Source organism: Arthrobacter sp. Y3223065, assembly GCF_059090885.1.
In genome coordinates, this window is sequence record NZ_JBNHGC010000004.1 from 178,280 (window position 1) to 198,295 (window position 20,016).

General features: G+C 68.6%; 17 protein-coding genes. 7 read left to right on the top strand and 10 right to left on the bottom strand.

Going from position 1 to position 20,016, the window contains the following annotated elements:
- Positions 1-3: 3 nt before the first annotated feature.
- On the bottom strand, positions 4-1,701 hold the full coding sequence (gene hutU, locus AC5RUK_RS12610) for a urocanate hydratase (protein WP_494126927.1): 1,698 nt from the start codon (positions 1,699-1,701) through the stop codon (positions 4-6).
- Between the two features lie 2 nt (positions 1,702-1,703).
- Positions 1,704-2,420, bottom strand: a complete 717-nt coding sequence (locus tag AC5RUK_RS12615) for an IclR family transcriptional regulator (RefSeq protein WP_494152356.1) — start codon at positions 2,418-2,420, stop codon at positions 1,704-1,706.
- Positions 2,421-2,601: 181 nt separating this feature from the next.
- On the opposite strand from AC5RUK_RS12615, the gene AC5RUK_RS12620 reads away from it, so the two are divergent.
- The 3 genes from AC5RUK_RS12620 (at position 2,602) to AC5RUK_RS12630 (ending at position 6,402) form a co-directional block, all read left to right on the top strand.
- Entirely contained in the window at positions 2,602-3,630 is a 1,029-nt protein-coding gene (locus AC5RUK_RS12620; protein ID WP_494152357.1) for an ABC transporter substrate-binding protein, read from the top strand.
- Positions 3,631-3,679: 49 nt separating this feature from the next.
- Positions 3,680-5,266: a histidine ammonia-lyase gene (hutH, locus tag AC5RUK_RS12625; protein ID WP_494152358.1), complete on the top strand. Its 1,587-nt coding sequence runs from the start codon at positions 3,680-3,682 to the stop codon at positions 5,264-5,266.
- A gap of 101 nt (positions 5,267-5,367) precedes the next feature.
- Positions 5,368-6,402 (top strand): sialate O-acetylesterase, encoded by a 1,035-nt coding sequence (locus AC5RUK_RS12630; RefSeq protein WP_494152359.1) that lies wholly within the window; start codon positions 5,368-5,370, stop codon positions 6,400-6,402.
- Between the two features lie 137 nt (positions 6,403-6,539).
- Here AC5RUK_RS12630 and AC5RUK_RS12635 read toward each other — a convergent pair whose 3' ends face one another.
- Entirely contained in the window at positions 6,540-7,754 is a 1,215-nt protein-coding gene (locus tag AC5RUK_RS12635; protein ID WP_494152360.1) for a glycine C-acetyltransferase, read from the bottom strand.
- Positions 7,755-7,764: 10 nt separating this feature from the next.
- On the bottom strand, positions 7,765-8,811 hold the full coding sequence (gene tdh / locus AC5RUK_RS12640; protein ID WP_494152361.1) for an L-threonine 3-dehydrogenase: 1,047 nt from the start codon (positions 8,809-8,811) through the stop codon (positions 7,765-7,767).
- A 190-nt stretch (positions 8,812-9,001) separates the two neighbouring features.
- Between tdh and AC5RUK_RS12645 the strand changes: the two genes are divergently transcribed.
- The 4 genes from AC5RUK_RS12645 (at position 9,002) to AC5RUK_RS12660 (ending at position 13,912) form a co-directional block, all read left to right on the top strand.
- The gene (locus AC5RUK_RS12645; protein ID WP_494152444.1) at positions 9,002-10,198 is read left to right on the top strand and encodes a cytochrome P450; all 1,197 of its coding nucleotides are present in this window, start codon (positions 9,002-9,004) and stop codon (positions 10,196-10,198) included.
- A 157-nt stretch (positions 10,199-10,355) separates the two neighbouring features.
- Positions 10,356-11,717, top strand: coding sequence for a GAF domain-containing protein (locus tag AC5RUK_RS12650; RefSeq protein ID WP_494152362.1), 1,362 nt, complete (start codon positions 10,356-10,358; stop codon positions 11,715-11,717).
- Positions 11,718-11,915: 198 nt separating this feature from the next.
- Positions 11,916-13,439 carry an acetaldehyde dehydrogenase ExaC gene (gene exaC / locus AC5RUK_RS12655; protein WP_494107981.1) on the top strand — a complete coding sequence of 508 codons (1,524 nt, stop codon included), beginning with the start codon at positions 11,916-11,918 and terminating at the stop codon, positions 13,437-13,439.
- A 14-nt stretch (positions 13,440-13,453) separates the two neighbouring features.
- Entirely contained in the window at positions 13,454-13,912 is a 459-nt protein-coding gene (locus tag AC5RUK_RS12660) for a DUF779 domain-containing protein (protein ID WP_493988070.1), read from the top strand.
- Between the two features lie 123 nt (positions 13,913-14,035).
- Here AC5RUK_RS12660 and AC5RUK_RS12665 read toward each other — a convergent pair whose 3' ends face one another.
- The 6 genes from AC5RUK_RS12665 to gatC all read right to left on the bottom strand — a co-directional run bounded on the left by AC5RUK_RS12665 (position 14,036) and on the right by gatC (position 19,948).
- Positions 14,036-14,413, bottom strand: a complete 378-nt coding sequence (locus tag AC5RUK_RS12665) for a VOC family protein (protein WP_493988069.1) — start codon at positions 14,411-14,413, stop codon at positions 14,036-14,038.
- Between the two features lie 69 nt (positions 14,414-14,482).
- Positions 14,483-15,370, bottom strand: a complete 888-nt coding sequence (locus AC5RUK_RS12670) for an aminoglycoside phosphotransferase family protein (RefSeq protein WP_494152363.1) — start codon at positions 15,368-15,370, stop codon at positions 14,483-14,485.
- A gap of 137 nt (positions 15,371-15,507) precedes the next feature.
- Positions 15,508-16,398, bottom strand: a complete 891-nt coding sequence (locus AC5RUK_RS12675) for an aminoglycoside phosphotransferase family protein (protein WP_494152364.1) — start codon at positions 16,396-16,398, stop codon at positions 15,508-15,510.
- Positions 16,399-16,627: 229 nt separating this feature from the next.
- Positions 16,628-18,139, bottom strand: a complete 1,512-nt coding sequence (gene gatB, locus AC5RUK_RS12680; RefSeq protein ID WP_494152365.1) for an Asp-tRNA(Asn)/Glu-tRNA(Gln) amidotransferase subunit GatB — start codon at positions 18,137-18,139, stop codon at positions 16,628-16,630.
- A complete protein-coding gene (gene gatA / locus AC5RUK_RS12685; protein WP_494152366.1) occupies positions 18,140-19,642 on the bottom strand; it encodes an Asp-tRNA(Asn)/Glu-tRNA(Gln) amidotransferase subunit GatA in 1,503 nt (500 codons plus the stop codon).
- Positions 19,643-19,651: 9 nt separating this feature from the next.
- The gene (gene gatC, locus AC5RUK_RS12690) at positions 19,652-19,948 is read right to left on the bottom strand and encodes an Asp-tRNA(Asn)/Glu-tRNA(Gln) amidotransferase subunit GatC (RefSeq protein WP_493977642.1); all 297 of its coding nucleotides are present in this window, start codon (positions 19,946-19,948) and stop codon (positions 19,652-19,654) included.
- Positions 19,949-20,016: the final 68 nt, after the last annotated feature.

Consider the following 20,016-nt stretch of genomic DNA (forward strand, 5'->3'; position numbering starts at 1 on the left):
CGCCTATTTGCTCATCGGGATGTGGACGCCCCGTTCGGCCGCGACTTCGACGGCGCGGTCGTAGCCGGCGTCCACGTGCCGGATCACCCCCATGCCGGGGTCGTTGGTCAGCAGCCGCTCCAGCTTCTGCGCGGCCAGCTCGGTGCCGTCCGCCACGGACACCTGGCCGGCGTGGATGGAACGGCCGATGCCGACGCCGCCGCCGTGGTGGATGGACACCCAGGTGGCCCCCGAGCTCGCGGCGGTCAGGGCGTTCAGCAGCGGCCAGTCCGCGATGGCGTCCGAGCCGTCCGCCATCGCCTCGGTCTCCCGGTACGGGGAGGCGACGGAGCCGGAGTCCAGGTGGTCGCGGCCGATCACGATCGGCGCCGAAACCTTGCCCTCGGCCACCAGCCGGTTGAAGAGCAGCCCGGCCTGGTGCCGCTCGCCGTAGCCGAGCCAGCAAATCCGCGCCGGCAGCCCCTCGAACTCCACCCGCTCGGCGGCGGCGTCCAGCCACCGGTGCAGGTGCTCGTTCTCCGGAAACAGTTCCTTCAGCGCGGCGTCGGTCACGGCGATGTCCTGCGGGTCGCCGGAGAGCGCCACCCAGCGGAACGGGCCCAGTCCCTCGCAGAACAGCGGCCGGATGTAGGCCGGGACGAAGCCCGGGAACTCGAACGCGCGCTCGTAGCCGCCCTTGCGTGCCTCGTCTCGGATCGAGTTGCCGTAGTCGAACACCTCGGCGCCGGCGTCCTGGAACTCCACCATGGCCTGCACGTGCCGGGCCATCGAGGCCTGCGCCTTCTTGGTGAAGCCGTCCGGATCGGCCTGGGCCTCGCGCTGCCAGTCCGCCACGGAAATGCCTTCCGGCAGGTAAGACAGCGGATCGTGCGCGGAGGTCTGGTCGGTGACCACGTCCACGGTGATCTCGCCGGCCCGATGCCGGCGCAAGATCTCCGGGAACACCTCCGCGGCATTGCCCACGTAGCCCACCGACCAGCCGCGGCCTTCTTCCTTGGCCTTCATGACCTTCGCGACGGCGGTGTCCAGGTCGGTCTCCACCTCGTCCAGGTAGCGCTTGCCCACGCGGCGGCGCAGCCTGGCCTCGTCCACGTCAACGATCAGGCAGGCGCCGTCGTTGAGCGTGACCGCCAGCGGCTGGGCCCCGCCCATGCCGCCGCAGCCACCGGTCAGCGTCACCGTTCCGGCCAGGGAGGGCGCGGCGGTCCTGCCGGCCTCGTGCAGCTTCGCCCCGACGGCGGCGAAGGTCTCGAACGTGCCCTGCAGAATTCCCTGGGTGCCGATGTAGATCCAGGACCCGGCCGTCATCTGGCCGTACATCATCAGTCCTTCGGCCTCGAGGCGGCGGAATTCCGGCCAGTTGGCCCAGTCGCCCACCAGGTTCGAGTTGGCAATGAGCACGCGCGGCGCCCACGGATTCGTCCGCAGCACGCCCACGGGCTTGCCGGACTGGACCAGCAGCGTCTCGTCGTCCTCGAGTTCCGCCAGCGTCTTGACGATCGCGTCGTAGGCTTCCCAGGAGCGTGCCGCGCGGCCGGTGCCGCCGTAGACCACCAGGTCCTCGGGGCGCTCCGCCACTTCCGGATCCAGGTTGTTCATCAGCATCCGAAGCGGGGCCTCGGTCTGCCAGCTCTTGGCGGTCAGCGCGGTGCCCCTGGGGGCCCGGATGCTGCGGGAAGGATCGTGCTGGGTGAACGTCATTGTTATGCCCTTTCCGGCGTATAAGTACGTGACTGATCTTGTTCTTCGGTCCTGTGTGCCGCCGCCAATTCCGGCGCGGTGAAGAGCGTGCCCGCCTGTTCGGCCAGCAGCAGCCCGAATTTCTCGGCAGCTTCGGCGGTGGTGCGGTAGCTGGGCGCGACGATGCTCAGCGCGGCGATGACTTTGTCCCCGGCGATGACCGGGGCCGCGACCGCGGTGACGTCGGCCTCCACGCTGTCCGCCTGCACGGTGAACCCGCCCCGGTCCACCTGCCCGCTGAGCGCCGCCCCGGCCGCGCTTCCCGCGATCGGGAAGGTCCGGCCCACCCAATTCACGTGGCGCACGGTGTGGGTGCCCTCTTCGATGGATATGTACAGCCCGTGGTCGTTGCCGGCGGTCACGCTGAGGTACGCCGATTCCCCCGTCTGGTCCACCAACGTGCGCAGGACGTCCCGGCCCGCATCGACCAGCGACTCGTGGCTGAGGGCCTGCACGCCCAGCTGCACCATCCGGAAGCCGGGCCGGTAGAGCGCGTTGTCCCGTTTGGCTGCGAACCCGTTGGCTTCCAGCGTGCGCAGCAGGCGCAGCGCGGTCGACGCCGACAGGCCCACCGCCTTGGCCGCATCGGCGAGCTTGACGCCGTCGTTCTCGCAGACGATGCGCAGCAGCGCCAGGGTGCGGTCCGCCGCCCTGGTCGTGGGATCCGCTGTCGTCGCCATGCCTGACCTCCGTTGCCTGTGCAATATTGCAGCCAGTAAAACATCAATTTCATTGAGCGGCAAGAATTTAACCGAAAACCCTTGACCGGGGCATCGCTGGGTGGGTAGCTTCGGGTATCAGCCCGGTCGTTTTATTGCTCGAAACAGGTATGCCGCGTACCGGCAGAACAAGGAGATCCTGATGCGCCCACAGTTGTTCGTGGCCCCCACGGCCCGCCGCTCCCTGCTTGCCACCGCCTCGGCAGCGGCGCTGGCCGGCACGCTCATGCTCACGGGCTGCGGCTCCGGCAGCCCGTCGTCAACCGGCGGCGGGACGGAAACCGCGGGAGCGCCGGCGGACGCCAGCCTGGACCAGGTGAATCTTGGCCTGATCCCGATCACGGACGTGGCCCCGGTCTATCTGGGCATGCAGGAGGGGTACTTCGAGGACGAAGGCATCCAGTTGTCCGTCCAGCTGGCACAGGGCGGCGCGGCCATCGTACCGGCGGTCATGACCGGCGAATACCAGTTCGGCTACTCCAACGTCGTCTCGCTGCTGATCGCGCGGGACAAGGGGCTGCCGATCACGGTGGTCTCCAACGGCTCGAGCTCCACCAATGTCCCCGGCGAAGACGTCACCGAGGTCGCGGCCATGCCGGACAGCGGCATCGAGAGCGCCGCCGACCTGGTGGGCAAGACGGTGGCCGTGAACGCGCTGAACAACTTCGCCGACGTCACCATCCGGAACTCCGTGGAGCAGGCCGGCGGCGACCCGGACGCCGTCGACTTCGTCGAAATGCCGTACCCCAACATGCCCGCGGCGCTGGAGCGCGGCGACGTCGACGCGGCCTGGACCACGGAGCCGTTCCGCACCCAGATCCTGGACGCCGGCGGAAAGATCGTGGCCAGCCCGATGACCGACCTCACCGATGACTTCGATTCCGCCTTCTACTTCGCCTCCGAGCAAACCCTGCAGGAGGACCCCGAGCTCGTGGAGCGCTTCCGCCGGGCGCTGGAGAAGTCTTTCCAGTTCGCCTCCGAGAACGACGACGAGGTGCGCACCATCATCCAGGATTATGCCAAGGTCACGCCCGAGTTGGCCGAGACGGTAGTGATGTCCCGCTGGTATCCGGAGGTCAACATGGAGGGCCTGCAGAAGCTGGGGTCTGCGGCCACCAAGTACGGCGTGCTGGAGAACGAGCCCGACTATGATGCACTGATCGCGGACTGATCCCCGCCCCCGCCCCCGCCCGGCACTCCCACTACTTTCGAAAGGCACCATGTCCCAGCTCCAGACCGCCCCCGTCTCCGTCTCCGTCGGACCGCTCTCCCCCGCCGAGGTTGTCGCCGTCGCCCGCCACGGCGCCGCCGTCGAACTCAGCGAAGAGTCGCTGCAGGCCATGACCGAATCACGCAAGGTGATCGAGGCCTTGGTGGACGACGACGTGCCGCACTACGGGGTGAGCACCGGATTCGGTGCCCTGGCCACCAAGCAGATCCCGGTCCAGCTGCGCACCCAGCTGCAGCGCAGCCTGATCCGCAGCCACGCGGCCTCCTCCGGTACCGAGGTGGACCGGGAGGTGGTGCGCGGGCTGATGCTTAACCGGCTCGCCACGATGGCCACGGGCCGCACCGGCGTCCGCCCGCTGGTGGCGCAGGCCTACGCGGGCATCCTCAACGCCGGCATCACCCCGGTGGTCGGCGAATACGGCTCCCTGGGCTGCTCCGGGGACCTCGCGCCGCTGGCCCACTGCGCGCTCGCCCTGATGGGTGAAGGCCAGGTCCGCACCAGGGACGGTGAACTGGTGGCGGCCGCCGAGGCCCTGGCCGCCGCGGGCCTCGAGCCGGTGGAACTGCGGGAGAAGGAAGGCCTGGCGCTGATCAACGGCACCGACGGCATGCTGGGCATGCTGATCATGGCGTCGGCCGACCTGCACCGGCTGCTGAAAACGGCCGACCTCGCCGCCGCCATGAGCATCGAAGGCCTGCTCGGCACCGACTCGGTGCTGGCCGAGGACCTGCACGCGCTCCGGCCGCACCCCGGCCAGATCGCTGCCGCGGCCAACATGCGCACCATCCTGTCCGGTTCCGTCCTGATCGCAGAGCAAAAGTCCGCCGGAGCCGATGCGCAGCACCGGTTCACCCGGGTCCAGGATGCGTACTCCCTGCGCTGCGCGCCGCAGGTGCACGGCGCGGCGCGCGCCACGCTGGCCCACGTGGAATCGGTGGCCGGCTACGAACTGGCTTCCGCCGTCGACAATCCCGTGGTCACCCTCGACGGCAGGGTGGAGTCCAACGGCAACTTCCATGGCGCCCCGGTGGGCTACGCGCTGGACTTTTTGGCCATCGCGGTCGCGGACCTTGCCTCGATGAGCGAACGCCGCACCGACCGGTTCCTGGACACCGCCCGCAGCCATGGCCTGAACGCGTTCCTGGCCGATGATCCGGGGGTGGACTCCGGGCACATGATCGCCCAGTACACCCAGGCGGGCATTGTCAGCGAGCTCAAGCGGCTGGCCAACCCGGCGTCGGTGGATTCCATCCCGTCCTCGGCCATGCAGGAAGACCATGTGTCCATGGGGTGGTCCGCGGGGCTGAAGCTGCGCCGCGCCCTGGACGGGCTGACCCGGGTGCTGGCCATCGAGCTGCTCACCAGTGCCCGCGCCCTGGACATGCGCGACGGCGGCGTGCAGACCTCCCGCAGCGCCCCGGCCGTCACCGCGGTGCGCCGGGAGATCCGCAAAACGGTCGCCGGCCCGGACACCGACCGTTATCTCTCGCCGGAGATCGAGGCAGTCCGCCTGTTGGTGGACAGCGGCGTGCTGGTGGACGCCGTCGAAAAGGCAGCAGGCACAGCACTGAACTGATGCGTTCGGCATAGACTGGTGCCGGACAACCGTCGCGTCCGGCAGGCCGGACCGGACGCGGCGCAGCAACTTTGGGGGCCGGCACCAGAAGGACCTGCTGCATGGTCGCCAACACACCCGAGGGACAGCCGAGCCGGCGCAAGCTGCTGCAGCGGACGGTTCCCGTGCTGGCGGCCGGCATCGGTGCCGGCGCCCTGGGCACGGCGGGAGCTGCCGCGGCCCGGCCGGATCCCCCGGCGGATGACGAACAGATTGCGCGGTTGGTGGCGGACCCGGCGTCGGCCACCCACCGGGCGCTGCTCCGGATCCTCGCCCCGGCAGCCGCAGCCGCCGCGCAAACCGCTCCCAACGGGCGCGTCGATCCCCGGCAGGCCGGCCATGACATCGTCCTGCTGCTGGGCCAGTCGAACATGCAGGGCTGCGGCTTCCCCTTCGACCCCGCCATCGACGTGGAGCTGGACGGCATCGACCAGCTGGCGGGGTCCGGCCGGTTCGCCGGCCACGTCATCACGGCCAGCGAACCGCTCTGCCATGTCTCCAGTGTGTGGGTGGACGGACGGCCCGCGGTGGGCCCGGGTCTCGAATTCGCGCGGCAGCTGTGGCTGGCGCAACCGGCCGGCCGCAAGGTGCTGTTGGTGCCCGCGGCCCTGGGCGGCACCTCGATCACCGGCAACGCCGATTACTCCTGGGATCCGGACAACACAGCTGCCCGAACGAACCTGTGCCGCCGCGCGCTGGATGCCGCCCGGCAGGCGCTCTCGCTGAATCCGCGCAACCGTCTGGTGGCGGTCCTGTGGCACCAGGGCGAGTCCGACGCGGTGCTGGGTGCCTCGGAGGCCTGGTACCGCCGCAAGTTGCTGCAGATTATCGATCTGGTCCGCGACGAGCTGGGGCCGGTGCCGTTCCTGATCGGCGGCATGGTGCCCGAATGGCTGCCCGACGACCCGCGACGACGCGGCATCGAGGCCGCCCACCGCTCCGTGGCGGCGCAGCGGTTGCAGACGGCGTTCGTCGAGGGCCCGTCCGGCGCCAGCCAGGACGCCGGCCAGATCCATTACAGTGCCGCCGGAGCCCGCGAACTCGGCCTGAGCTTCTACCGCGCCTTCGAAGCGGAAACCGCAGGCCGGGCCGAGTAGCCGGATACGCGGGCCGGGCCGGTCAACAGCGGTCGCCTCGCCGCACGCCGCTGGGCGCGCCCGCCGCGCGGGTCCAGTGGCTTGCAGCGTCCGCGCGGGCCACGCCGCGCCGCGCGGAGTCAGGCTGCCGCGCGGAGTCAGGCCTGCTGGACCGCATGCCGGGAGGCGACGAACGCCGCGACGCAGGCCTCGACGTCGTCGGCGCTGTGGGCGGCCGAGAGCTGCACGCGGATCCGCGCTGTGCCCTTGGGCACCACCGGATAGCTGAAAGCGGTGACGTACACGCCGTGGGCGAGCATGGCCTCGGCCACCTGCCCGGCGAGGACCGCGTCGTGGAACATCACCGGGACAATCGGATGCCCGCCTTCCAGCAGGTCGAACCCTTCCTCGGCCATCCGCCGGCGGAACAACGCCGTGTTGTCCTGCAGCCTGGACCGAAGGTCGGCCGAACCGCCCACCAGCTCCAGCGCCTTCAAGGTGGCGGCCACGATGGCCGGCGCGACCGAGTTGGAGAACAGATAGGGCCGGGCCTTTTGCCGCAGCACGGTAACGATCTCGCGGCGGCCGGACACGTAACCGCCGGAGGCACCGCCCAGCGCCTTGCCGAAGGTGCCGGTGTAGATGTCCACCCTGTCAGCCACCCCGGCATGCTCCGGGGTGCCGGCACCGTTGGCCCCCATGAAGCCCACGGCGTGCGAGTCGTCGACCATCACCAGCGCGCCGTATTCTTCGGCCAGTTCGCAGATCCGTTCCAGCGGGGCCAGGTAACCGTCCATGGAGAACACGCCGTCGGTAACGATCAGGGTCCGCCGGGCGCCGGCGCCGTCGTTCATGGCCGCAGCCTGCTGCAGCCGCTCCTGAAGTTCGGCCATGTCCCGATTGGCGTAGCGGAACCGCCCGGCCTTGGACAGCCGGATGCCGTCGATGATCGAGGCATGATTCAGCGCGTCCGAGATGATGGCGTCCTCGGGCCCGAACAACGATTCGAAGACCCCGCCGTTGGCGTCGAAACAGGACGAGAACAGGATGGTGTCCTCGGTGCCCAGGAAGCGCGACACTTCCCGCTCCAGCTGCAGGTGGAGGTCCTGCGTGCCGCAGATAAAGCGCACGCTGGCCATGCCGAATCCGCGTTCGTCCATGGCAGCCTTCGCGGCGGCGATGATGTCCGGATGGTCGGCCAACCCCAAGTAGTTGTTCGCGCAGAAGTTCAGCACCTCGCGGGTTGATCCATCCGGGCCGGCGGAGATGTGGCTGGACTGCGGGGTGGTGATGCGCCGTTCGGCCTTGAACAGTCCGGCGGCGCGGATCTCCTCCAGCTCCGAGGCCAGCTGGTCCTTGAGCGTTCCGTACATGCTTCCCTCCCTAAATCCGGGTCCAGTCCAGGACCACTTTGCCGCTTGTCCCCCGCCGGGCCGTCTCGAACCCGCGCTCCCATTCGGCGGCCGGCAGCACATCGGTGATCACGGAGGAAATCGCCGCGTGCACGGCCGGGCTGGAGGAGAGCATGGCGCTCATCGCGTACCAGGTTTCGAACATCTCGCGCCCGTAGATGCCCTTGAGCGTGAGCATGTGGGTGACCACCTTGGCCCAGTCGATGGTGATGTCTTCGGCTGGCAGCCCCAGCAGCGCAATCCTGCCGCCGTGGGTCATGTTGTCGATCATGGCGCGCAGGGCCGAGCCGCGGCCGGACATCTCCAGCCCGATGTCAAAGCCTTCGACCAGTTCGAGCTGCCGTTGCGCGTCCGCCACCCGGGCGTGGCTGACGTCCACCACCATGTCGGCGCCCATCTGTTTGGCCAGCTCCAACCGCTCGGCCGACACGTCGGTGACGGCGATCTTGCGGGCACCGGCGTGGCGGACCACCGCTATGGCCATTAGCCCGATGGGCCCGGCGCCGGTGATCAGGACGTCTTCGCCGACCAGCGGAAAGCTCAGCGCCGTGTGCACGGCGTTGCCGAACGGATCGAAGACCGCGCCCAGTTCGGGCGTGACGGCCGGGTCGGTGTGCACCCACACATTGGTTTCGGGAATCACCACGAACTCGGCGAAGGCTCCGTCCCGCTGCACGCCGACGCTGACCGTGCGGATGCACATCTGCCGCCGGCCGGCGCGGCAGTTCCGGCAGGTCCCGCAGACGATGTGGCCCTCCCCCGAGACCCGGTCGCCGATCTGCACGTCCTGCACGGCGCTGCCGGCGGCCACGACCTCGCCGTAGAACTCGTGGCCGGGGATCAGCGGCGCCCGGACCGCACCCGCGGCCCAGTCGTCCCAGGCCTGGATGTGCAGGTCGGTACCGCAGATGCCCGTGGTGTGGACCTTGATCTTGACCTCGCCGGCGCCGGGTTCCGGTTCCGGCCGGTCGACCAGCTCGAAGCCGGCCTGTGGGCCGGACTTGTAGAGCGCCTTCACGCGGTGTCCTTTCGCTAAAGCGGCCGGCGCACCCGGCCGCCCGGGCTGTGGCCCGGATCACTAGGCCAACTCTACGTAACTGTTCTGGTGAAGTGGAGCGCGTCACAGTATCCGTCGGGTCCCGGGCACGGTAGCTTTGCTCGCAAGCACTTCTTCCCTACTACACAAGCGAGGCCAACGCGTGGCAACCATGACCCATCACAGCATCCCGGTAATCGCCGATGACCCGTATTCGGATGCGGTCTTGGCCGATCCGTACGGGCTGTTCGACCGCATGCGCGCAGCCGGGCCGGCCGTTTGGCTGGAGAAGTACCAGGTGCCGGCCTTCGCCCGGTACCGCGAGTGCCGGGACATCCTGGCGGACCATGAAACGTTCATTTCGGGAGCGGGTGTGGGCCCGAAGGACCTGCTGAAGGAACCGAACTGGCGGCCGCAGGGCATCCTCGAGTCGGACCCGCCGCGGCACACCGTGATGCGGGACGCCATGGCCGGGGTCATCTCACCTAAGGGGACCCGCGCCCTGCGGGCAGGGTTCGAGGCCTTCGCCGACCAGCTGCTGCCCGAACTGCTCGAGCGCGGTTCCATCGACGGCGTCAAGGATCTGGCCGAAGTGTTCCCCCTCCGGGCGTTTGGCGACGCCGTCGGCATTCCCCGTGCCGGGCGCGAGGAGAACCTGCTGACGCATGGGGCGATGAACTTCAGCCACTTCGGCCCCGAAAACGAACGCCACCGCTTCTACTTTGAACAAGGTGCCGGGACGCCGGAGTGGGTGATGGACCGGACGCGGCGGGAAAACCTCAGTCCCGGCGGGATGGGTGAACAGCTGTGGCAGTACGTCGACCGTGGTGAACTGCCGGAGGACATGGCCCCGCTGGTGGTGCGCGCGCTGCTGTCGGCCGGCCTGGACACCACGGTGATCGGCATTGGGAACGCCCTCAAGCTCTTCGCCGAACACCCGGAGCAGTGGCGCATCCTGCGGAAGAACCCGCAGATGGTTTCGCTGGCCATCAACGAGGTGCTGCGTTTCGAGAGCCCGTTCCAGTCGTTCTACCGGACCACGTCGGCGGACACGGAAATTTCCGGCGTCAGCCTGGCGGCCGGCGGCAAGCTCGCCTTGTTCCTCGGGTCGGCCAACCGGGACGAAGCCCAGTTCGGGCCCGATGCGGACGTCTTCCGGATTGAACGCGACGCAGCCAGCATGATCGCCTTCGGCAACGGCATCCACCGCTGCGTCGGCCAGCCGATCACCCGGCTGGAAATGCATGTCGTCCTGACCTGGCTGGCACGGAATGTGGAGCAGATTGAGCCCACCGGCGCGCCGGTCCCGTACCTGCACAACACGCTGAAGGGCTACTCCTCGCTGCCCTTGCGCCTGGTGGCCGCCTGAGCCCTCGGAGCACCAGGCCGGCCGGACCCATGGGAGCAGTCAACCCGCCCGGGAACCCCGTGCCGTGGAAGCCGGTGGAAAGGCCGCGGAAACGCAGGCTAGACTGTGACCCCGGCCACAGGTCCGTGGCTGCGATCCGGTACAAAGGGGTTCTCCAGTGCCGCACCCAGCCCAGCCAGCGTCCCGGTCCGTGCAGGACCAGGCCTACGCCGCGCACGAACGACTTGATCCGAGTCGACTGTCCGGTGGGACCGGGAGCATCAGGGGGCTGCGCGCAGTGGTGCGCGACTCCTGGCAGCGGTCCTTGCAACACGCGGCGGATCCGGATCGTGCGCTGGCTCCACTGGTCATGGCCGCCGACGCGCTGGACGTGTTCCGGCGGAACCATTCCTTGGCCGCCATCATGCCGGTCTTCGGCCGGCTGCTGGTGGAGCCCAGCCACGACGCGGGAATGCTGGTGGCCGTGGGCGACCAGCACGGGCGGCTGCTCTGGGTGGACGGAGATGTCCGTTTGAAAGACCGCGCCGAAAACATGATGTTCATGCCCGGCACCGATTGGTCGGAAGCAACCGTGGGCACCAGCGCGCCCGGCACGGCGCTGGCGTTGGGCCGCGGGGTCCAAATCGCCGGTGCCGAGCACTTCAGCCGGGCGGTCCATTCGTGGAGCTGCACTGCCGTCCCCATCAGCGACCCGGATACCGGTGCTGTTCTCGGCGTCGTGGATCTGACCGGCGGGGAGGAAGCGGCCGCTCCCCACACGCTGTCCTTGGTGCGGGCGGCGGTAGCGGCGGCCGAGGCGGAACTGCGCATTCTGCGCCTCCAAACCGCCGCCCGGCACACCCCGAGGACACGCACCCGCACAGTGCCCGCCGGCCCGACCACACAGCGCCGCGGTACTCCGGCTCGTCCGGACAGCGAACCCGGCCCCCATGCCAAGGCCAGACTCCACATCACGGGCCGGGACCAGGGACTGTTGGAACTTGCCGGCCAGCGGATCGAGTTGTCGCAGCGCCACACGGAGATCCTCACCCTGCTGGCCCTGCACCCTGCCGGCCTGACTGCCGAGGAACTGGCGGACCAGCTCAACCCGCAGGCCCAAGGCGCCACCTTGCGGGCCGAGATGGTGCGGCTGCGCAAACTGCTGGCCGGTATCAGCCCTGCCGCCGTCCCCGCATCCCGGCCCTACCGCCTCCCCCAGGAAGTGACGGTCGATGCGCAGCAGGTCCTCCGATGCCTCGCCCGCGGGGCACACCGGCAGGCGCTTGACGTGTACCGGGGGCAGGTCGTTCCACGGTCGGAGGCGCCCGGCATCGTCGTTTTTCGCCGGCACGTCAGTGCCACCCTGCGTGAGGCTGTGCTTAGCAGCGCCTCGCCGGAAGAAGTGGTGCGGTACCTGCAACTTTCTGAAGCAAAGTACGACGCCGAGGCCTGGCGCGCGGCGCTGCGCCTCCTGCCGCCGCGCTCACCGAAGCGGGCCGGGGTCGTCGCGGTGCTGGAACAGTTGGAAACCGGGGACTGACGGTTCCTTCGAAAACGGTGCCAGGGCAGCTGGAACCGGAGACTGGCGGCCCCTCCGGATGGGTCCCGCGGCGGTGCCGGCCGCAAGGACGCACGCTGCAACCTGATTGCAACGTTGCCCTCCGTAGGCTCTGGGGACACAGACAGTGCCGTCTGCCGGACCGTGGGGGTCCGGACACCGAAGCCAAAGGAGTCGACCATGACTGTTTACGCCCAGCCCGGGACCGAGGGATCACCGGTGCGCTTCAAGCCGCGCTACGAGAACTGGATCGGCGGCGAATGGGTCGCCCCGGTGAAGAACCAATATTTCGAGAACCCCTCCCCCGTGACCGGCAAACCGTTCTGCGAAGTAGCACGCGGTACCGCCGAGGACATCGAACTCGCCTTGGATGCCGCCCACAAGGCGGCACCGTCGTGGGGCAAGACCTCGGTGGCGGACCGGGCCGCAGTGCTGAACCGGATCGCAGACCGGATCGAGGAGAACCTGGAACTGCTGGCCGTGGCCGAGACCTGGGACAACGGCAAGGCGGTCCGCGAGACCCTGGCCGCCGACATCCCGCTGGCCGCTGACCACTTCCGCTACTTCGCCTCGGCCGTCCGGGCGCAGGAGGGCAGGCTGTCCCAGCTGGACGACGACACCACCGCCTACCATTACCACGAGCCGCTGGGCGTGGTCGGGCAGATCATCCCCTGGAACTTCCCCATCCTGATGGCCACCTGGAAGCTGGCGCCTGCGCTGGCGGCGGGCAACGCCGTCGTTCTTAAGCCTGCGGAGCAGACACCGGCGTCCATCCTGGTGCTGATGGAGCTGATCGCGGACATCCTGCCGGCGGGCGTGGTCAACGTGGTCAACGGTTTCGGCGTGGAAGCCGGCAAGCCGCTGGCCTCCAGTCCGCGGATCCGCAAGATCGCGTTCACCGGCGAGACCACCACCGGCCGGCTGATCAGCCAGTACGCCTCGCAGAACCTGATTCCGGTCACGCTGGAGTTGGGCGGAAAGAGCCCGAACATCTTCTTCTCCGATGTGGCCGCCGAAAAGGACGCGTTCTACGACAAGGCGCTGGAGGGCTTTACCCTGTTCGCGTTCAACCAGGGCGAAGTCTGCACCTGCCCGTCGAGGGCTCTGGTGCAGGAGCCGATCTACGACTCGTTCATGGCCGACGCACTGGCGCGGACCGAGGCGATCATCCAGGGCAACCCGCTGGACACGGACACCCAGCTCGGCGCCCAGGCCTCCAACGACCAACTGGAGAAGATCCTGTCCTACATGGACATCGGCCAGCAGGAGGGCGCGAAAATCCTGACCGGCGGCGGCCGGAACATCCTGGACGGTGACCTCGCCGACGGCTACTACGTGAAGCCCACCATCTTCGAGGGCGACAACAGCATGCGGATCTTCCAGGAAGAGATCTTCGGACCGGTTGTCTCGGTTACCCGGTTCGGGAATTATCAGGAAGCCCTGGAGATTGCGAACGACACGCTCTACGGGCTGGGGGCCGGAGTGTGGAGCCGCAACGGAAACGTGGCCTACCGGGCAGGGCGCGAAATCCAGGCCGGCCGGGTGTGGGTGAACAACTACCACGCCTACCCGGCGGGAGCGGCGTTCGGCGGCTACAAGTCCTCGGGCATCGGCCGGGAAAACCACGCGATGATGCTGGACCACTACCAGCAGACCAAGAACCTGCTGGTCAGCTACAACGAAAACAAGCTCGGCTTCTTCTAAAGACAGGTCACGTCATGGCGTCTGCTTCACCGCAGGGGCAGGGTGCACCCACCCCGGCCGCTGTGAAACACGAGGCGGCGCTCGAGGCCGCGGTGGCGCTGCCCGGGGAGGACTTTTCCCGGGTGGCGCTCACCGGACCGGCCGTCGGGCTGCTGCAAAAACTGTGGGAGACCCACGGGCCGCTGATGTTCCATCAGTCCGGCGGCTGCTGCGACGGTTCTTCCCCCATGTGCTATCCGGCCGGTGAATTCCTCACCGGCGATGCGGACGTGCTGCTGGGCACGTTCGACCTTCCCGACCGCGGGAGCCTGGACTTCTGGATGTCGCGGGAGCAGTTCGCGTACTGGAAACACACGCATCTGACCGTGGACGTGGTGGAGGGGCGCGGCAGCGGGTTCTCGGTGGAGGCGCCGGAGGGCAAACGCTTCCTGATCCGCTCCCGGCTGTTCGACGGCACGGCACAGCCGGCTTGAGGCGTGGCTCCGAGCCGGAGCGGTGGCCGGGGCTGCGCTCCAGTTTGGGCTCCTGCTCCGCTTCTTAGGTGGAGCGGGGGCCCAAACCGGGGCAGGGGCGGAAAACCGTAACTGTCCGCGTGCCTAGTGTTCGAAGAGGCAGAACGGATGCCCCGCCGGGTCGAAGTACACCCGGACGTCGTCCTGCGGCTGGAATCCGGCCAGTTCGGCTCCGGCCGCTTCAGCATGAAGGCAGGCGGCGGCCAGGTTGTCTACCAAGATGTCCAGGTGCATCAGCATCTGCTGTTCGCCGGGTTCTTCCGGCCAGACCGGCCGGCGGTAGTCCTCCTCCAGTTGGAAGGACAGCCCCGGCCCACCGTCCGGATTGGCCAGTGTTACCCAGTCGGGCTCGTTGGTGCGGATGCCCCAGCCCAGCAGCCGACCGTAGAACTCCGCCAAGGCCAACGGATTCGGTGCCCCCAGAACCGTTGCATGCAGTTGCAGGCCTGTAGAACCGGGCATCGCCACTCCTTACGTGGACGCAATTCTGTTGAGCATTCCGGTCATGCTACTGCGGCTCCGGCGCGGCGGCTAGCTCTCGGACAGGACTTCGGCCAGCGCCCGCTCCCCCACGCCGCGCAACAACCGGTTGTCGTCGGAGGAGGTCAGCAGCACCGTCGCGATGTTCAACGCCCAGCCGCGGCCGCGCTGCCAGGTCTCCGGGGAAACGTCGGTACGCGCTTCGACGGCCGCGATAAACTCCCGGCGCCCCGGGGCGTCAAACACGAGCCAAGCGGCGGCCAGGTCGGTCGCCGGATCGCCAGCGGTGATGTCTCCGAAGTCGATGACGGCCGCCAACCGGTTGCCGTCCACCACCAGGTTTCCCGGGTGGAGGTCGCCGTGCAGCCACAGCGCCGGTCCCTCCCACGCGGGCACGGCGGACAGCTGGCGCCACAGCGCCGTGACACGCTCTGCCTCCGGAATGGCCCCCGAAGCCAGGCGCTGCTGCACGGCCGCGTTGCGGGAGGCCAGCGGCACTCCGCGCACCGGGTTCATCGGGGCCCCGGACGGGGCCGCCAGGTGCAGCGCGGCCACGAACGCCGCCAACCCCCGGGCCAGCGAACGCCGTTCCTCCGGGCGGAGGCGCCAGGCAGCCCGGCCCTCCAGCCACGGCACCACGGACCAGGACCACGGATAGTACGACGTCGGGCTGCCGCAGCGCGTCGGGGCAGGCACGGCGACGGGCAGCTCAGGGGCCAGGGACGGCAGCCATCGTTGTTCGTGCAGCACCAGATCGGCGGCCGCGCCGCGCCGCGGCAGCCGGATGGCCAGGTCGGACCCGAGCTTGAAGGTCACGTTGTCCCACCCGTTGGCCACCCGCACCAGGGGCAGCCGGGCGAGGTCCGGGAACTGGTCCGAGAGCAACCGCTGCACCAGGTCGTTGGTGATGGCGATTTCGGCAGCGGGCATCGAAGCCATCTGTTTCCGTACTTCCTTCAATCGGCGGGCATGCCCCGCCGGCGGCGAAGGCGTTCGCCTGTCGGGTCTGTCTGTTGTGGGGGCGGGACTTCCATCAGATCATCTGCGGGCGCCGCGGGCCAACGGACACGCCCTGGTCAGCCGATGACTACCTGCTCCAGCGCATGGCAGCCGACGGGGTGCAGCGGGTCCGCCGGCGGCCGCAGCGCCATCATCAATCCGTACCCGACAGCCCACCCTTTGGCCCGGTCCCAGGCGCTGGCGTCGCAGACCAGCCCGGACCGGAACTCTGCGCGGCCGGCGGGACTGAAGTGCAGCCACGCCACGGCGAGGTCGCTGGCGGGATCGCCCTGCGACACATCGCCGAAGTCGGCGATGGCCGTCAGTGTCCCGGATTCGTCGACAATAACGTTGTGCGGATGCGGATCTCCGTGTAGCCACAGCCGCGGTCCCGAATAGTCCGGTGCAGCCAGCGCCGCATCCCATACCTCCTGCAATCGGGAGGCGTCGGGCAGGCAGCCGACCGCGAGGCCGGCGCGGGCGTCGTCCCAGCGGGCGAGTCGTTCGTGGAAGGCGGCGGCGCATGCCGCCAACGGCACTCCGCGAATCGGGTTGTGCGGGGCTTCCGCGGGCGCCGGAACCTGCAGCGCCCGCAGGAAACCGGCCAGCACGGGCGCGTAGCGGTCCCGGGCTTCGGGCGGCAGGGCCGCAGCGCTCCGGCCCTCAAACCACGGAACGATCGACCAGTGGAACGGGAAGTGGTCCGTGGGCCGGCCGTGGTGGACCACCGCGGGGACTGGCAGGGGCAGGCCTGTTGCAAGGAGCGGCAGCCAGCGGATTTCGTTGAGCAAGAGGCGGTTTCCCGCCGCATGCTGGGGAAGCCGGACCGCGAGCCCGCTGCCGAGGCGGAAGAGGACGTTGTCCCAGCCGTTGGCGGCCCGCCTTAACGGAAGGCGGGCCAAGGCCGGGAACTGGCCGGCCAGCAGGCGGCGCACCAAGGGTTCGGTGATCGAGACCTCGGCCGGCATCCCGCCATCCTGCCATGCGGCTCCGGTGGCGACAACGCCCCCACCGGTAACGGCAGGGGCGTCGGCTACAAGCGGGCTGTCGGCCCCGGGGCCGCTAGGCCAGCGGAACCGGCCCGATGTCGGTGCCGGTGGACGCGCGCGCACTCGGGCCGGCCGCGCGCCGCGAAACCGGGCCGATGTCGGCGCGGGTGCGGCGCCACGCGTTGCCATTCATCGTCTGCTCCACCGGCTAACCCTGAACGCCGAGACGTTCAAAGATCAGTTCGCGGACCCGACCGGCGTCGGCCTGCCCGCGGGTGGACTTCATGACCCCGCCCACGATGGCGCCGGCGGCCTGGACCTTGCCGCCGCGGATCTTCTCGGCCACGTCAGGCTGGGCCGCCAGCGCAGCGTCGATTGCTTCCAGCAGGGCCGAATCGTCCGACACCACTGCCAGGCCGCGCTTCTCCACGACCTCCTCGGGTGTGCCCTCACCGGCTAGCACGCCGTCGAGCACCTGGCGGGCCAGCTTGTCGTTGATCTTGCCGGCCTGCACCAGGCGGTCCAGCTCGACCACGGTCAGCGGGGTCACGCCCAGCTCCGAAGGTTCGATTTCGGCCTCCTTGGCGCGGCGGGAGATTTCGCCCATCCACCACTTGCGGGCCACAGCAGCGGAGGCACCGGCGGCAATGGTTTCCTCGATCGACTCCATCACGCCGGCGTTGACCACGTCGCGGAATTCGGCGTCGGAATAGCCCCATTCGGTTTTCAACCGCTTGTGCCGCTCGGCCAGCGGCTCGGGCAGCCGGGCACGCAGTTCTTCGATCCACTCTTCGGTGGTGACCACGGGGACCAGGTCCGGTTCCGGGAAGTAGCGGTAGTCATCGGCGTCGGACTTGGGCCGGCCCGCGGTCGTGGAGCGGGTGTCCTCGTGCCAATGGCGGGTCTCCTGGACCACTTTCTGGCCGGCGTCCAGGACCCCGGCGTGGCGCTGGATCTCGAAGCGGACGGCACGTTCCACCGCACGCAGCGAGTTCACGTTCTTGGTCTCGGACCGGGTGCCGAACTGCTCCGCGCCCTTGGGCATCAGGGACACGTTCGCGTCGCAGCGGACGTTGCCGCGTTCCATCCGTGCGTCGGAGACGCCCAGGTTCTTGACGATCTCGCGGACGGCGGCCACGTAGGCACGGGCCAGTTCCGGAGCACGGGAGCCGGCTCCGACAATCGGCTTGGTGACGATCTCCACGAGCGGAACGCCGGCGCGGTTGTAGTCCACCAGCGAGTACTCGGCGCCTTGAATCCGGCCGGTGGCGCCTCCCATGTGGGTGAGCTTGCCCGCGTCCTCCTCCATGTGCGCGCGTTCGATCTCCACACGGAACACTTCGCCGTCTTCCAGCTCGATGTCCAGGTAGCCGTCGTAGCAGATCGGGTCTTCGTACTGGGAGGTCTGGAAATTCTTCGGGGTGTCCGGGTAGAAGTAATTCTTCCGGGCGAAGAAGCAGGATTCGGCGATCTTGCAGTTGAGCGCGAGCCCAATCATGATCGAGTACTCCACCGCCGACTTGTTGACCACCGGCAGGACGCCGGGCAGGCCCAGGTCCACCGGCGACACGTTGGTATTCGGCACATCGCCGAACGCGTTCGGAGCGGCGGAGAACATTTTGGTCTTCGTGTTCAGCTCGACGTGGACCTCAAACCCGAGGACCGGGTCGTACTTCGCCATCGCCTCTTCGAAGGAGACCAACTCTTGTGTTGCAGTCATTTACTTCACACCTCCGAGGACAGGAGCCTGGGCCAGCAGCGGGCCGCCCCACTGGGCTTCCAGCATGTTTTCTAGACCGGCGCCGGCGCGGTACAAGCGGGCATCTTCACGGGCGGGGGCCAGGAACTGGATACCCACCGGCAGTCCGTCGGCCAAGCCGCCCGGCACCGAGATGCCGGGTACTCCGGCAAGGTTCGCCGGAATGGTGGCCACGTCGTTGAGGTACATGGCCATCGGGTCGTCCAGCTTCTCGCCCAGCTTGAACGCGGCCGTCGGCGCCGTGGGAGAGACCAGCACGTCGACGGTTTCAAATGCAGCGGCAAAGTCGCGCTGAACCAGCGTGCGGACCTTCTGCGCCGAACCGTAGTAGGCGTCATAGTAGCCTGCGGACAGGGCGTAGGTGCCCAGGATGATGCGGCGCTTGACCTCGTCGCCGAAGCCGGCGGCACGTGTCGCACCCATCACGCGTTCGATCGTCATCGGACCCTCGGCCGGCAGCACGCGATGCCCGTAGCGGACGCCGTCGAACTTGGCCAGGTTGGAGGAAACCTCCGAGGGCATGATCAGGTAGTAGGCGCCCAGCGCGTACTTGAAGTTCGGGCAGGAGACCTCCAGCACCTCGGCACCGGCCCCGCGCAGCAGTTCCAGGGCCTCGTCGAAACGGGCCTGCACGCCGGCCGCGTAGCCTTCGCCCTGCAGTTCCTTGATCACGCCGATGCGCATGCCCCGCACGTCGCCGTTCCGGGCGGCCTCGACCAGCGCACCCACCGGGTCTGTCAGCGAGGTGGAGTCGGCCGGGTCGTGTCCGCCGATGACCTCGTGCAGCAGCGCGGCGTCCAGCACCGTGCGCGTCACCGGACCGATCTGGTCCAACGAAGACGCCATCGCAATCGCGCCGTAGCGGGAAACTCCGCCATAGGTCGGCTTCACGCCCACCGAACCGGTCACTGCGGCCGGCTGGCGGATGGAACCGCCGGTGTCGGTGCCCAGCGCCAGCGGTGCCTCGAAAGCGGACACGGCAGCCGCAGAGCCGCCGCCGGAGCCGCCGGGGATCCGGTCCAGGTCCCACGGGTTGCGGGTGGGACCGTAGGCGGAGTGCTCGCTGGAGGAACCCATGGCGAATTCGTCCAGGTTGGTCTTGCCCAGCATCGGCATGCGGGCCGCCCGGATTTTCTTGATCACGGTGGCGTCGTACGGGCTCATCCAGCCCTCGAGGATCTTCGAGCCGGCGGTGGTGGGCTGGCCCACGGTGACGATCAGGTCCTTGATCGCAATCGGTACGCCCGCCAGCGCATGCAGCTCTTCGCCGGCGGCACGGGCTTTGTCCACGTCCGCCGCCACCGCGAGCGCCTCGTCGGTATTCACGTGCAGGAACGCGTTGAGGTCGCCGTCGACCTCGGCGATGCGGTCCAAATGCGCCTGGGTGACCTCGACCGAGGACACCTCCGAGGCGGCCAGCATCTCGGCCATTTTGGCCGCGCTATGGGTAATCAGTTCGCTCATGGCTGCGTCTTACTCCTCGTCCAGGATCGCCGGAACTTTGAACCGGCCGTCGGCCTGGTCCGGTGCGTTCGCCAGGGCGAGTTCCTGGCTCAGCGTCTCGCCCACTACGTCCTCGCGGAACACATTGTTCAGCGGGATCGGGTGCGAGGTCGCCGGAACATCGGGGCTGGCAACTTCCTGGACGGACTTGATCGAATCGACAATGACGTCGAGTTCGCCGGCCATCTTGTCCAGTTCTTCGGCGGTCATCTCAATGTGGGCCAGCCGCGCCAAATGCGCCACCGCCGCACGATTGATCTCAGACATGAGTCTCCTACGCGGGTGGAATGCTTTTCCTTCTCAGTCTACCGGCGCAGAAGGGTCGGGATTCGCCA